The organism is Kocuria atrinae, assembly GCF_039531425.1.
In the GTDB taxonomy this organism is placed as follows: Bacteria; Actinomycetota; Actinomycetes; order Actinomycetales; family Micrococcaceae; genus Kocuria; species Kocuria atrinae.
In genome coordinates this window covers 260,719-274,840 of sequence record NZ_BAAAQA010000002.1, presented here as the reverse complement: position 1 = coordinate 274,840, position 14,122 = coordinate 260,719, and the positions used below count along the sequence as shown (strand labels likewise).

Below are 14,122 nucleotides of genomic sequence, written 5' to 3'. Positions count from 1 at the left end.
ACACGGCTGGGCAGGCCGAAACCACCCATGACACACCCGAGCCATACACACATTTTGGCCTTTAACCCCACCGCAGACGATCCCGGCCCGAACACGAAACTGCCCCGTCATCAGACGGGGCAGGTTTCGATCTTCTCAACTTATGTGGAGCTAAGGGGACTCGAACCCCTGACCCCCTGCATGCCATGCAGGTGCGCTACCAGCTGCGCCATAGCCCCGTGCTTTACCTCGAAGACTTTACCACAGTCCGTACACCCAACCGTTGCCGGTTGTTCGTCCGTTTTCCGCGGTGTTCCCCGTGGGCAACGCATTTATCCTAGACAGTCATTTAGCCGCCGTGCAAATCGAGTTTGCATACGTGTGGCCGCCCGGAAACCGTGCCGTTATTCGGCGTGGGAGGTTCCTTGAGCGGCGTCGGCGTCAGGTGCGGAAACCCGCTCGGGAAGGTTCAGCGAGATCTTGGGGCTGTCCCCCCAGAGCCGCTCGAGAGCGTAGAAAGCGCGGTCCTCGTCGTGGAGCACGTGGATCACGATGTCACCGAAATCCAGGAGCACCCAGCGGCCTTCTCCCCGGCCTTCGCGGCGCAGCGGCTTGACCTTGTGCTCCACGATGAGCTTGTCCTCAATGGCATCGACCACGGCCGAGACCTGTCGCTCGTTCGGGGCAGAGGCGACCATGAACGCGTCGGAAATGGCCAGGGAATCGCTGACGTCGAACGCCACGATGTTCTCGGCCTTCTTCTCATCCGCGGCCAGGGCCGCAGTGCGAATGATCTCGACAGATTCGGGAAATGCAGTCACAGAGGGGTGAGTCCTTTCAGAGACTAAAGATTTAGAGCACAAAGATAATGAGCACCGCGATGAGTGCGGCAATGACCAGGAATAGCAACACGAGCAGCGGAACCAGAGCTCCGGATCGCTGCTTGTAGTCCTTGGGGTCCAGCAGGTTCAAACCTTCAGAGTCCACGGCGCGAACCGGTGTGCCGGGCGCACTGACGGTCTCCGCGGGCACCGGTTCGGGTGCCCCGGGAGTGGCTGTGGACGGCGCCTCGACGTCAGACTCGCGCTGGGCCTCGGTCTTGGGTTCGGCTGCGGTTGTACGGACGGTCCCACGGTTCTGAGAGGACGACGCCGTTCGTGCGGGTTCGTGCCGTTCCTCAGGTCGGTTCGCGGTCCATTCCTCGGAGGGCTCGTCGGTGACGGCGGCAGTTTTGTCGTGGGCCCGGGTAGGAGCAGCCGGAACCAGATTGATCGACACGGTGTGCGGTCCGGAGGTCGCAGCGAGCGGCGAGCTCGGGAACTGACCCGGGTCCACCGTCAAGGGGTTTGCGGCCAGGGATGATCCCGTGGGCGAAGACTGCGGGAACGAGACCGTAATGGTGTCCTGTTCGGCAGACCGAGAGGTTTCCCCGTCGGCACCGACTGCAGACTCGGATTCAGCGGCTCGCAGGGCCGCCTCAGCGTCCTTCCGATCCTGTTCGTTGGCCGCCCCGGCGCGCAGAGCAAGTTCCGCGAACCGTTGCTGCTTCATGAGCAGGTCCTGGTCCACTTCACCCGCGTTGGCCTGCTCCGCTTCCTGAATCTCCTGGGCGTGAGCGGCCATTTCACGTTGCAACCTGGCCAGTCGACGGGGCCCCAGAGGCTTGACGGGGCCCGAGTCTACGGGGCCGTCCAACTCGATCATGGGCGCAGGACCGGGAACTTGAGGAACCTCGGACGTCCACGGCGCGACCGTGGAATCCTCCTGGTTGTTGCTGGACTCGGAGTGCTCCGCCCCGGACGAGACTGGCTCCTGCGGATCCCCGGAAGTCTCGGGATTGTTCTTCTCGGAACGAGGCTCACTCACGACATGCTCCTGCTGGTTTCCTGATGTCCGTTCGGGGCGTCGCGTTCGACCGCCAGCGAGGTGGTCGAAGTGTGCTTCTCCTGGACATAGAGACCGTACTTGTTGATGTACTGCACCACACCGTCCGGCACCAGGTACCACACGGGGCTACCCTCTTCGACTCGAGCGCGGCAATCGGTGGACGAGATAGCCATGGCCGGGACGTTCAACAGGGACACGCTGGATGACCCCACGGGCGCCGTGAGTTCGTGCCCGGGCCGGGTGACACCCACGAAATGTGCCAGGCCCCAGAGTTCGTCCGTGCCCTTCCAGGTGAGGATCTCCCCCATGACATCCGCACCGGTGATGAAGAACAACTCCGCATCCGGGCGCAGCCGCGACAGATCGCGCAGCGTATCGATGGTGTAGGTAGGGCCCTCGCGGTCGATGTCCACGCGGGACACCGTGAAACGCGGGTTGGACGCCGTAGCCACCACCGTCATCAGATAGCGGTGCTCGGCGTCAGAGACTTGCTTGCCGGCCTTCTGCCACGGCTGGCCGGTGGGCACGAAGACCACTTCGTCCAGGTCGAAGACCGAGGCAACCTCGGACGCCGCCACGAGGTGGCCGTGGTGAATGGGGTCGAACGTGCCACCCATCACGCCCAGCCGGGTTTTACCCGGCTGGCGCGGTGGGATGTGCAGTTCGGTACCTTCAGCCACGGCTGAAGAGTCGATCGGATTCACGCAGTCAGAACTACCGACGACTCAGTGATGACGCGGCGAATCGAGGTCGTTGAGCATGGCGCGCTCGTTGGCGGGCAGTTCCGCCGGATCCTCGTATTCGCCGATCTCCGGGCTCTTGCCGCGCGAAGAGAAGGAAACCGTAGCGATCAACATGAGGATGAACAGGATGAACGCGATCACGCCGAACATCTCCGTGGGGATGGGCAGTTCGTTCACCACGTGGTGTCCGCCTTCTTCGGCGGACAGAGCGGCGTTGTTCAACAGGTGCAACATGTCTGTGCGGTTTCCCTTCTGCTACCGGGCGGTTCCGGTCTCAACAGTGCGATCCGCCCGGAGGCGGTTGATTACATGGTACTTGTCAGGAGCGCACGTGGCCGTCACCTTGGACGACCCACTTGGTGGTGGTCAGCTCTTCCAGGCCCATGGGGCCGCGGGCGTGCATCTTCTGAGTGGAAATTCCCACCTCCGCGCCCAGTCCAAACTCGCCACCATCGGTGAACCGCGTGGAAGCGTTGACCATGACGGCCGCGGAGTCGTTCTCCGCGGTGAAGCGCTCCGCGTTGGCCAGGTTATTGGTCACGATGGACTCGGTGTGACCGGTGGAGTACTTCACGATGTGGTCGAGAGCCTCATCCAGGGAGTCCACAACCTTCACGGCCATTTCCATGCCCAGGTACTCGGTTTCCCAGTCCTCCTCAGTGGCCTGCAGGTGGTCCGAACCCGGGGGCAGCAGCTCTGCCGCGCGCTCATCCACGTGCAGCTTCACGCCGGCCTTGTCCAGCGCGGCAAGTACCTGCTTGCCCGCTTCAGACTTGGAGTGCAGCAGCAGGGTCTCCGCGGAGTTACACGCCGAAGTGCGGTGCGTCTTGGAGTTCACCGCAATCTTCTCGGCCATCTGCGGATCTGCCGACTCGTCGATGAACACGTGTACGTTGCCCTCACCGGTCTCAATGACGGGCACGGTGGCGTTCTTGACCACGGCCTGGATCAGTCCGCGACCACCGCGCGGGACCAACACGTCCACCTTGCCACGAGCGCCCATGAGGGCGTTGGCTCCGTCACGGCCGTAGTCGTCCACGGTCTGGACGCTGTCCACGGGCAGCTTGGCGTCCGCGAGAGCGTCACGCAGGATACCCACCAGTGCACGGTTGGATTCCAGGGCGGCGGAACCACCGCGCAGCATGGCGGCGTTACCGGACTTGACAGCGATGCCCGCGATGTCCACGGTCACGTTCGGGCGAGCCTCGTAAATGACACCCACCACGCCCATGGGCACACGCATTTGGCGCATGCGCAGCCCGTTGGCCAGGGTCTGTCCGCGCACGATGGTGCCCACGGGGTCCGGCAGTGCAGCCAACTCGCGCAGTGCTTCGGCCAATCCCTTGATGCGGGCAGGGTCGAGCTTGAGTCGGTCCAACAGCGCCGGCGAGATGTCGTTCTGGCGCCCGCGCTCCAAATCCTTACCGTTCGCCTCGAGGATGACGTCCGATCGCTCTTCGATGCGCTGCGCCATGAGCAGCAGCGCGCGGTCCTTCCAGGCCCGGGGGGCTCGCGCGAGTCCTCGAGCAGCCTGGCGTGCGTCGTCGGCCATGAGGCCGACGCCCACAACGGGGTCCTCGCCAAACGTTTCCTGTGCGGTCAGTACTGAAGTGTCTTTCTCGGCCAAGAGTCCTCCTGGATGTTGGTCGGTGCGGCGCCCTTGAGAGGCGCCCTAGTCAGCGTACTTCTCGTAAATTCTTGCCCGGGTTACTTTGCGGGGCTCTGCTTGAGCTTGGTCTTGGCGGAACGCGGACGCAGCGTCACCAGGTTGTCCACGTGGATCAGCTCGCGCGCGTAGTCCTCGCCGAACTCGTCCCCGAGCTGGTCGGTGCGTTTGCCCAGCATCTCCGGGACCTCGTCCGAACCGTAATTGATCAGACCGTGGGCAACCTCGTTGCCCTCCTGGTCGACTATGGAGACGGGATCACCGGCGGTGAACTTTCCGCTCACCTCGTGGACGCCCGCGGCCAGCAGGGAACGGCGACCACGAATGGCCTTTACCGCACCCTCGTCGAGTGTCAGCGTGCCCTTGATGTCGGCCAGGTGAGCCAACCAGAGCAAACGCACGTTGCGGCGACCGCCGGTGGTGGAGAACCATGTTCCAACGTCCTCGCCGGCCAGCGCCTCGTTGATGTTGCCCGCGGAGGTCACCAAAGCGGGGATGCCCGACGCCGCCGCGATGCGTGCCGCCTGCACCTTGGTCACCATGCCGCCGGAGCCCACGCCCACGCGGCCCACGGAGCCGATCTCCACGCCTTCGAGATCCGCGATCGGATCATCGATGCGTGCGATGCGTTCGCCGCCGTCCTTGGGGGGCTTGGTGTACAGGGCGTCCACATCGGAAAGCAACAACAGGGCGTCCGCCTTGATCAGGTGCGCGATGAGAGCTGCAATGCGGTCGTTGTCACCGAACTTGATCTCGTGCGTGGCCACGGCGTCGTTCTCGTTGACGATGGGCAGAATGTCCAGATCCAGCAAACGCTCGATCTGACGGTGCGCGTTCTTGTACTGCGAATGACGCATGAGGTCCTCGGCAGTGACCAGAACCTGGCCCACGGTGATGCCATAGCGGGCGAAGTAGTCGGTGTAGCGCGAGATCAACAGGCCCTGGCCCACGGAGGCCGCGGCCTGCTTGGTGGACAGGTCCTTGGGGCGCTTGGCCAGGCCCAGCGGCAACAAGCCCGCGGTGATTGCACCCGAGGACACGAAGATCACGTCCGTGCCACGAGCCTTCGCGCCGCCGAGGGCGTCCACGATGCTGCGGAGCGCGTTCTCGTCAATGGAGTTCTCGACTGAGGTCAGCGAAGACGATCCCACCTTGACTACCACGCGTCGTGCCTGGGGCAGCTGGGCGCGCTCGGTGATGGGAGACCGGCGGTTCTTACCGCGGTTCTCCGTGCTCAGCTGCATAGCCGACTTGGCCGCATCCTGTTCGACAGCTGCGACGTCAATCTTTTCGGTGGTCGTTTTTTCACTCATGCTCGGGGAGATCCTTTCGACGCTGATCAGTTTGGCGGCTGCGTGCCTGGTCCACTGACTCGGTCCAGACACCTGCCTTGCGTTCGGCCTCGAGCTCGGCACGAGCCTCAGCCTTGGCGTCCATGCGGTCGTAGAACTGTTCGCGCTTTTCACGACGCGTAGGACGGTTCGTCTCGCCCAACCGCAAGTCCGTACCGCGCGGGCCGCCCAACAGCTCCGCGCCTCCCACCATGGTGGGTTCCCAGTCGAAGACCACGCCATTGTCTTCGGGGCCAATCAACACCGCGTCACCGGGCCGGGCACCGGTTCGGAACAGTTCGTCCTCGATACCCAGCTTGGCGAAGCGGTCCGCGAGATAACCCACGGCTTCGTCATTGTTGAAGTCTGTCTGCTGCACCCAACGTTCAGGCTTTTCGCCACGCACGTGCCATAACGGCTCTCCCCCGCGATCTTCACGGGAGATCGTGAAGCCCTTGCGTTGCTCACCACGGCGCTTGCGCACCGGTTCCGGACGAACGACGTGAGCCTGTGCTTCGGCTTCATCGGGTTCATTCTCCACGCGCGACTCCGCAACCAGCTCCGCCATGGCGAAGCCTAGCTGCCGCAGTCCCTCGTGGGACGCCGTGGAAACCTCGAACACCCGGTAACCGCGCTCCTCGAGATCCGGACGGATGAAATCCGCCAGCTCCCGAGCCTCCGGAACATCGATCTTGTTGAGCACCACCATGCGTGGGCGCTCCGTCAGCGGAACGGTATCCGGAGCGTCATCCTGAATGTCCTGGGTGTAGTGGGCCAGCTCGGCCTCCAACGCATTCAGGTCGGTGAGCGGGTCGCGCCCCGGCTCCAGCGTGGCGCAGTCGATCACGTGCACGAGGGCCGCGCAGCGCTCAACGTGGCGCAAAAATTCCAGGCCCAAGCCCTTGCCCTGAGAGGCTCCGGGAATCAGACCGGGAACGTCCGCCACGGTGAACCGCGTGTCGCCGGCCTGCACCACACCCAGGTTGGGAACCAGAGTGGTGAAAGGGTAATCCGCGATCTTGGGCCGAGCGGCACTCATGGCGGCGATCAAACTGGATTTACCCGCGGACGGGAAGCCCACCAGAGCGATGTCCGCAATGGATTTCAGCTCCAGTTCGACCTCTTGCTCCGCACCGGGCGTACCCAGCAGTGCGAATCCGGGAGCCTTACGCTTCTGAGACGACAGGGCCGCATTTCCCAGACCGCCCTGGCCGCCACTGGCGATCACGTACTCGGTGCCCTCACCCAAGAGGTCCGCCAGCACGTTGCCCTTGCGATCTTTCACAACCGTTCCATCGGGAACGGACAGGATCAAATCTTGGCCCTTGAATCCGTGGCGAAGGTCACCCTTGCCCGGCTCGCCGTTGGGCGCCTTCTGATGCGGTGAATGGTGGAATCCCAGCAGCGTGGTGGACTGGCCGTCCACGCGAAGAATCACGGAACCGCCGTCTCCACCGTTGCCGCCGTCAGGACCACCGAGCGGCTTGAACTTCTCGCGGCGAATGGACACGCAACCGTGACCGCCATTGCCGCCAGTAGCGTGCACGATGACTCGATCGACAAAACTGGCCACGGGGCTCCTTAAAGTCCTCGGCGCCTATGCTGCCGGAAAAGCGCAGCAAACACCTCTAGTTGTAAAGACTAAAGGGTGAGCGCGTATCGCGCCCACCCTTTAGTGGTCGCCATCCACGGGAAGCCTGTGGAAAGCGGGTGGACCCTTGGGTCCGAAAGATAATTACTCGGCGGTCTGAATGTTGACCACGCGACGACCGCGGCGGGTGCCGAACTCGACTGCGCCTGCGGACAGGGCGAACAGGGTGTCGTCCTTGCCGCGGCCAACGTTCAGGCCCGGGTGGAAGTGGGTGCCGCGCTGGCGAACCAGAATCTCACCGGCGCTGACGGTCTGACCGCCGAAACGCTTCACGCCCAGGTACTGAGCGTTCGAGTCACGACCGTTGCGAGTGGAGCTCGCGCCCTTCTTATGTGCCATGGTGTGTGCCTACCTTCGTGTGAAAAATTGACGGGACGGGGTGACTCAGGCGTCGATGCCGGTGACCTTGACGGTCGTCAGCTCGGCGCGGAAGCCCTGACGCTTCTTGTACCCGGTCTTGTTCTTGTACTTCATGATCGAGATCTTGGGACCGCGGAGGTCCTCGACGATCTCGGCAGTGACCTTGACGTTAGACAGGGTCTTGGCATCGGAGGTGACCTTGTCCCCATCGACCAGCAGCAGTGCAGGAAGCTGAATGGTGCTGCCTGCCTCGCCGGCGACGCGGTCAAGGGTCACGAGGTCTCCAACGGAAACCTTCTCCTGGCGGCCGCCTGCGCGGACAATCGCGTACACCACTTGGGAACTCACTTCTCTCGACATCTATGGACTACGTGTAAGGACGGGAACACACCTGGAGGACCACGAATGTCGAGACATCACGTCGCGGCGGTCAGAACTGACCGCGCCTCGCGTGGCTTTCGCATCGAACAGGAGGTGAACCCGAATGTGCCGCCTGACGCGGTGGATTTAACTGTCCACACACACGTTGGTACCCGGCACCGAAAATCTAGACTACCCGATGCGTGGAAGCTACGGCAAACGGGCGTGCCCCGGCGCGTCGAACCGGCTCCGCGAAGAACCGCAATTCCAGTTCACACGCGCGCATGAACGCGTCCCGCATCCGTTTCCGAGTGGCCGGGTCCGCGGTCTTGGCGACTCGATCCACGATATCGCGTGCGCGTTCGGTGGCCAGCTGGAAATCCGGAGAGTCATAGGTTGCCAGCCAGTCTCCGTACGGGTGCGGATCCAGGCCCGCCGTACGAGCCTTCTCCGTGAGCGCACTTCCCACGGCGGCGTAGAGCCAGTAACACGGGAGCACAGCGGCGGCGCCCACCGCATAGGGCTCACTCCCCGTGGCGGCCAACAGGAAATCCGTGTAGGTCCGGGTCACTTCAGAAGGCGGCAGTGGCTGGGTCCCTCCCAGCCGAGAGCGGTGGAGAGCGGATTCCACGGTGACGACTTCCGCCGCTCCCCCGGCGAAGAATTCCCGATCCGTCTCACACGGTGCCGCGGCTGCCAGAGCGGCCAGCGCGCGGGAATACACATCCAAGTACTGCATGTCCTGGTCCATGTACCACTCGAACGTTTCGGAGGGCAGCGACCCGTCCGCCAGTTGGGCGATGAACTCCAAGTCGTCGATCTGACCCCGCACACCGGCGCAGCCGCGCCACAGGGAATCGGTGAAACGTTCGGTGGACTCGCTCTCGCCCAGCAGGTGCTGCACGTGGTGGAAATGATGCACCGGCCCGTTGCCGTGCCCCACGTTAAGGCTGTCCGCGTGCTCAAGGGCTCCCCGCAGCCAGGAGCGTGCCGCACGCACTGCCCCGGCCCAGTCCCCCGTGCGAGCCACGAGCGTCGCGATGGCGGAGGACAGCGAACATCCGGTGCCGTGGGTGTTGGAGGTTTCCACCCGCGGGTCATCCAGGGTGATCACGGGTTCCACACGTCCCGGCTCGAGCAAGGCGTCCGGCGTCCGGGACCCCACCAGGTGGCCGCCCTTCACCAGTACGCGAGCACCGAAGCGGTCGGCCACGAGTCTGCCCTGCTCGAGTGCTTCCTCCCACGTGTTGGCCGTTGGGGCATCGGCCAACACTGCTAGTTCAGGTAGGTTAGGCGTGATCAGGTCAGCCAGTGGCAACAGGGAGAGCAGCGCTGTTTCGGCTTCCGCCCGCAAGAGTCGACCTCCGGCCGTGGCCACCATCACCGGGTCCACCACGGTCACGGGTGGTTTCACGTCCGCGAGCCAATCCCGCACGGTCTCGATCACATCCACGGATCCGAGCATGCCCACCTTGACGGAGTCCAGGACCACGTCCGAGCTCACGGCCTCGAGCTGTGCCCGAAGGATCTCAACGGGAGGGGTGTGGATGTCGGTCACCCCGGTGGTGTTCTGCGCGACCACTGCGGTGATCACGTTCATCCCGTAGCCGCCCATGGCCGCTATGGACTTCAGGTCAGCGGCTTGTCCGGCGCCACCCGTGGGATCAGTTCCCGCAATCGAGAGCACACGGGGAACGGTCAAAGAATCAGAATGCGCAGTAGTCACGACATTCCCTTCGCTAGTACGAGCTAGATCAGGTTCAACGGGTGTTATCTCAGCCGCTCGTGCGGCACCCCGTGTCAGTGATACAGATCATGCCACAGGGGCGCGGAGAACTCATCTCCGCGCCCCTGTGGCATGTCATATGTCGGCCATGGCGACCTGTGTCAGCCCTTGGTACCGCCGGTCATTTTCATGTCCTCGGCCTTCACGCCCACGCCCACCATGGTGGGTTGCGAGGAGGCCTTGGGCGCTTGCTGCTTGGATGCATCGGCGGTGAATCGCTTCACGGCGTCCGTGGAACTGACCGGCTCGTGCTTCTGCACACTCGCCGTTCCGGGTGCCGCCGCGGGTGCGGAAGCACGGCGAGAACGACGCCGCGTGGCCGGTTTGGTCTCGGTCGAAGCAGCCGGTGCGGCCGCCGAACGTGCCGACGTCTGCTTCGGGGCCGAAGTTTCCGTGGACCGGGCGGGCGAAGACTCCGAGGTCTCAACAGCTGCCGGAGTGGCCTCCCCACCCCTCTGCTGCGATTCGTCCGTGGCGGGGCTTTGGGCACGGCGGGAACGGCTCCGGCGGTTGCCGCGCGATCGCTGCTCCTGGGATGAGTCCTGCGCGGGCTCCTCGGTGAAGGCAGCCGTCAACGAATCCAACGTGAGCGATTGCTGACCGCTCTCCGGCTGTTCCTCGGGGGAACCGCTGCCGTGCGGCAGTTCGATGACCTCGCCGTGAATGGTCAAGCTGGAGGACTGGCTTTCGCCCTTATTCTCCGAATCACGGTCATGATTCTGGCCGGCGGAGTCCGCAGAATCATTCGACGACGAATCGTGACCCTGGCCGTCCTGACCCGACTGACCGCGGCCACGACTACGCTTGCCGCGACGCTTCTTGCGACGGCGATCGCCGTCCTGGTCGCCGTGATCATGGCCGTCCTGGGAACCCGACTGATTAGAACCGGCATGGTCCTTGCCCTGATCCTTCGACTGGTCCTTGGAACCGGAGTGGTCGGCGGACTGGCCGCCATCCTGGTGGCCCGAGGCGTCGTCGTCGTGCTGGGAAGCGGCAGCGATACTGGCCAGCGCGTTACGTGCCGCCTCCGCGCGGGCCTTCGACTCCTGGTCGTTGCCCTCGTGGCCGTTGCTCTGGTCCGAACCGTTGCCACCGTTGCCGGTGTTCTTGGACTTGTCCTGCTGGTTGCCCTGGTGACCACCTTGGTTCTGCTGCTTGTGCTTGGAGCGCTTGCGCTCGTTGCGATTGTTGCGGTGGTCCGAACCTGAATCTCCCGCACGACCCTTGAGCGGGTGATCGTGAACGATTGCGCCGCGACCCGCGCACGCCTCGCAGGGCTCCGAGAAGACCTCGAGCAGGCCGGTGCCCATGCGCTTGCGCGTCATCTGCACGAGGCCCAGGGAGGTCACCTCCGCCACCTGGTGCTTGGTGCGATCTCGACCCAGGCACTCGACCAGGCGGCGCAACACCAGTTCACGGTTGGATTCGAGCACCATATCGATGAAGTCGACCACGATGATGCCACCGATGTCGCGCAGCCGCAGTTGACGGACGATCTCCTCGGCGGCTTCCAAATTGTTCTTGGTGACCGTCTCCTCCAGGTTGCCACCGGAGCCGGTGAACTTGCCGGTGTTGACGTCCACCACGGTCATGGCCTCGGTGCGGTCAATCACGAGCGAGCCGCCGGAAGGCAAGTACACCTTGCGGTCCAGCGCCTTCTGGATCTGCTCCTCCACGCGGTAGGACTCGAACAGATCGGTGTCCTCGGTCCACTGCTGCAGACGATCCAGCAAATCGGGGGCCACGTAGGTCACGTAGGCCTCGATGTTGTCCCAGGCCTGCTCGCCCTGCACAACCATGGCCGTGAAGTCCTCGTTGAAGACGTCACGCACGGTCTTGATGGTCAGGTCCGGCTCGGCATAGAGCATCTCGGGAGCGAGGGTCTTGGTGGACCCGGCCTTCTCCTGAATCTGCTCCCACTGCGAACGCAGCCGGTTGATGTCGTTGGTCAGCTCTTCTTCGGACGCACCTTCCGCTGCGGTGCGCACAATCACGCCCGCACCTTCGGGCAGCCTGTCCTTCAGGATCTTCTTGAGGCGCTGCCGCTCCACGTCCGGGAGCTTGCGGGAAATACCGGTCATCGAACCGCCCGGCACGTACACGAGGTAACGGCCCGGCAGTGAGACCTGACTGGTCAGACGGGCACCCTTGTGGCCCACGGGGTCCTTGGTGACCTGCACCAGAACGGGGTCGCCGGACTTGAGGGCGTTCTCGATCTTGCGGGGCTTATTGCCCAGCTCGGCGGCGTCCCAGTCGACCTCGCCCGCGTACAGTACGGCGTTGCGACCGCGGCCGATGTCCACGAACGCGGCTTCCATGGACGGCAGCACGTTCTGCACCTTGCCCACGTACACGTTGCCGATCAGCGAATCCTGTTGGGTGTGCGATACGAAGTGCTCGGCCAGCACGCCGTCCTCGAGGACACCGATCTGGATCCGGTTCTCCTTCTGGCGCACCAGCATCTTGCGCTCGACCGATTCTCGGCGGGCCAGGAACTCGGCCTCGGTGATCACATGGCGGCGACGGCCGGACTGGCGGGATTCACGACGCCGCTGCTTCTTGGCTTCCAGCCGCGTGGAGCCTTTCAACCCGGTTACCTCGCCGGCACCGCTCTCGGAGACGCGCGGTGCTCGAACCCGGGTGACGGTTCCGTCAGCCTCGTCCACGAGTTCCATGTCCACGTCACCACGGCGACGGCGGCGACGCCGCCGGCTCGTCACGTTGCCCGAGGAATCGTCCTCGTCTGAATCATCATCGTCCTGCTGGCGGGACTGGCGGCGCTGAGCCTCTCGTTCCTTGGCCGCCTCACGCTGACGTGCAGCGGCTGCCTCGGCGGCCGCGCGGATCTCGTCCGGGTCAGGGGCATGGAACATCAGTCCGGCACCCAGGTCGAAAGAAGTTCCGGATTCGGAGGTCTCGGATTCTTCCTTGGTCTGCTCGGTGCTTTCCTGGCCGCTGCTTTCCTGCTCCGTAGCGTCTTGGGCCGACTTCTCGTCTCCGGCGGCCTCGGCACCTTGCACGGTGGTCGAGGACTGGGCATCGGATGTATCGGACTCAGTGGTCTGCGCTTCCGCAGACTGATCCGGTGCCTGGGTGTTCTCGGGCTCTGCGGCATCCTCATCGACATCGGTGCCTGCCGGCTGCGGGGGCATTTCGGGCTCTTCGTCCACCTGGGTGTCGACCTGGGGTTCGGTGGGCGTTTGCTCAAGAACGGGCTGTTCCGAGGTGTTCTCTGCTTCGGAAGTTTCGGCGGGATTCTGCGTTTGCGCGCCGGATTCCAGTTCCTGGGTCGTCTGTTCCGCGTTGTCCTGTTCGGATTCCATGTGAGGTTGCACTCCTGCTCGGAACACCGTCCGCACCCGGGTCCGAGGTGATCTCGGTCGGTCGAACCGGGTGGGGAAACCACGCGGCCGCCGGAAGTCATTGTGGTACCTACCGAGTGCGCTGACTGACTAGAGCGCTGCTGGCAGGCCGACGGATGTCCGAGTCGCATAATCCTTGAGGATCGCGAACTTTCTCCGGACGGACGCGCTCGATCTGTTGAGAGCCGCGGGTCCATCCGCTCTTTATCGGAGGTCCTGTCGGACCGGTTCCCGTGTACGGCTGGGGACCGACCGTTGCCAAGTATCTCACAGTACGCTCATGCACCCCAGGATTGACTTGTGCGGCAGACCACATCGGCGCAGCTGCCGCGTCGATTAGCATCGGCCTGTGAGCTCAACAAACACCATGGACCGTCCACACAGCACATCTCCGGACCGGGGCTGGGGAATCCTCGCTCTGATCCTGTCGATCATCGGTTTCGGCGCGTCCGCGACCCTGGTGATGGAACGCTTGGCCATTTACGCGGATGCCGGCCACCGCACCAGCTGTGACATCAACGCCTGGCTCTCGTGCGGCACCGTGATGCGCACCCCGCAGGCGGAGCTCTTCGGCTTTCCCAACCCCTTCATCGGCATCGTGGCCTATGCCGTGGTCGTAGCCATTGCGCTGGCGGTCTTGGCCGGTGCCCGATTCGCCAACTGGTATTGGTGGCTCGTGTGGGTGGGAATCCTGGCCGGGTCCGTGTTCACACTGTGGCTGTGGTGGCAGACCACGTTCGAGATCAACACGCTGTGCTTGTACTGCATGATCGTGTGGTGTGCGCAGACCATTCTGCTGGTTCACACCACCGCCCGTAACGCCCGCGCCGGGATGTTCGGAGCGCGCATGATCAGCGCCGGTCATTCCAGCGCGTGGGCCTGGCTGATCTCCATCGGCATCCTGGTGATCGCCTTTGGCATCATCGCCATCCGCTTCGCCACGGTGATCTTCGTGTAGCAATCACGAGCGAGTGACAACGACGGCGGGGTGAGACTG

General features: G+C 63.9%; 12 protein-coding genes, 1 tRNA gene and 1 riboswitch. Of the genes, 1 reads left to right on the top strand and 12 read right to left on the bottom strand.

The features are described 5' to 3' along the window. Window positions 1–145: 145 nt before the first annotated feature. The 12 genes from ABD283_RS01865 to ABD283_RS01810 form a co-directional block, all read right to left on the bottom strand. Window positions 146–218 (bottom strand) — tRNA-Ala (locus tag ABD283_RS01865). A 165-nt stretch (window positions 219–383) separates the two neighbouring features. Then, window positions 384–800 carry a ribosome silencing factor gene (rsfS, locus tag ABD283_RS01860; RefSeq protein ID WP_344223359.1) on the bottom strand — a complete coding sequence of 139 codons (417 nt, stop codon included), beginning with the start codon at window positions 798–800 and terminating at the stop codon, window positions 384–386. 31 nt (window positions 801–831) lie between these two features. Beyond that, the gene (locus ABD283_RS01855; protein ID WP_344223358.1) at window positions 832–1,845 is read right to left on the bottom strand and encodes a hypothetical protein; all 1,014 of its coding nucleotides are present in this window, start codon (window positions 1,843–1,845) and stop codon (window positions 832–834) included. Beyond that, complete coding sequence (gene nadD / locus ABD283_RS01850; protein WP_344223357.1) at window positions 1,842–2,546, bottom strand: nicotinate-nucleotide adenylyltransferase; 705 nt, start codon at window positions 2,544–2,546, stop codon at window positions 1,842–1,844. Before nadD ends, ABD283_RS01855 begins: the two co-directional genes overlap by 4 nt. Window positions 2,547–2,591: 45 nt before the next feature. Then, a complete protein-coding gene (locus ABD283_RS01845) occupies window positions 2,592–2,843 on the bottom strand; it encodes a hypothetical protein (protein WP_344223356.1) in 252 nt (83 codons plus the stop codon). An 85-nt stretch (window positions 2,844–2,928) separates the two neighbouring features. After that, on the bottom strand, window positions 2,929–4,161 hold the full coding sequence (locus ABD283_RS01840; RefSeq protein ID WP_425552786.1) for a glutamate-5-semialdehyde dehydrogenase: 1,233 nt from the start codon (window positions 4,159–4,161) through the stop codon (window positions 2,929–2,931). A 155-nt stretch (window positions 4,162–4,316) separates the two neighbouring features. Then, window positions 4,317–5,588 (bottom strand): glutamate 5-kinase, encoded by a 1,272-nt coding sequence (proB, locus tag ABD283_RS01835; protein ID WP_344223354.1) that lies wholly within the window; start codon window positions 5,586–5,588, stop codon window positions 4,317–4,319. Beyond that, window positions 5,581–7,179, bottom strand: a complete 1,599-nt coding sequence (gene obgE / locus ABD283_RS01830) for a GTPase ObgE (RefSeq protein ID WP_344223353.1) — start codon at window positions 7,177–7,179, stop codon at window positions 5,581–5,583. Before obgE ends, proB begins: the two co-directional genes overlap by 8 nt. A gap of 162 nt (window positions 7,180–7,341) precedes the next feature. Next, window positions 7,342–7,596 carry a 50S ribosomal protein L27 gene (gene rpmA, locus ABD283_RS01825; protein WP_190780252.1) on the bottom strand — a complete coding sequence of 85 codons (255 nt, stop codon included), beginning with the start codon at window positions 7,594–7,596 and terminating at the stop codon, window positions 7,342–7,344. Between the two features lie 45 nt (window positions 7,597–7,641). Then, window positions 7,642–7,953, bottom strand: coding sequence for a 50S ribosomal protein L21 (rplU, locus tag ABD283_RS01820; RefSeq protein WP_344223373.1), 312 nt, complete (start codon window positions 7,951–7,953; stop codon window positions 7,642–7,644). A 211-nt stretch (window positions 7,954–8,164) separates the two neighbouring features. Beyond that, window positions 8,165–9,703, bottom strand: coding sequence for a bifunctional hydroxymethylpyrimidine kinase/phosphomethylpyrimidine kinase (gene thiD / locus ABD283_RS01815; protein ID WP_344223352.1), 1,539 nt, complete (start codon window positions 9,701–9,703; stop codon window positions 8,165–8,167). Next, window positions 9,691–9,785, bottom strand: a riboswitch (TPP riboswitch). Its footprint overlaps the gene before it by 13 nt. A 79-nt stretch (window positions 9,786–9,864) precedes the next feature. Then, entirely contained in the window at window positions 9,865–13,086 is a 3,222-nt protein-coding gene (locus ABD283_RS01810) for an Rne/Rng family ribonuclease (protein WP_344223351.1), read from the bottom strand. A gap of 388 nt (window positions 13,087–13,474) precedes the next feature. Here ABD283_RS01810 and ABD283_RS01805 point away from each other — a divergent pair, with 388 nt between their 5' ends. Further along, the gene (locus tag ABD283_RS01805) at window positions 13,475–14,083 is read left to right on the top strand and encodes a vitamin K epoxide reductase family protein (protein WP_344223349.1); all 609 of its coding nucleotides are present in this window, start codon (window positions 13,475–13,477) and stop codon (window positions 14,081–14,083) included. Window positions 14,084–14,122: the final 39 nt, after the last annotated feature.

Bases quoted from the DNA above. Each gene is read 5' to 3' on its own strand.
- ABD283_RS01845 (WP_344223356.1), bottom strand. From the start codon at position 2,843: ATGTTGCACCTGTTGAACAACGCCGCTCTGTCCGCCGAAGAAGGCGGA.
- ABD283_RS01840 (WP_425552786.1), bottom strand. From the start codon at position 4,161: ATGGCCGACGACGCACGCCAGGCTGCTCGAGGACTCGCGCGAGCCCCC.
- proB (WP_344223354.1), bottom strand. From the start codon at position 5,588: ATGAGTGAAAAAACGACCACCGAAAAGATTGACGTCGCAGCTGTCGAA.
- rpmA (WP_190780252.1), bottom strand. From the start codon at position 7,596: ATGGCACATAAGAAGGGCGCGAGCTCCACTCGCAACGGTCGTGACTCG.
- ABD283_RS01810 (WP_344223351.1), bottom strand. From the start codon at position 13,086: ATGGAATCCGAACAGGACAACGCGGAACAGACGACCCAGGAACTGGAA.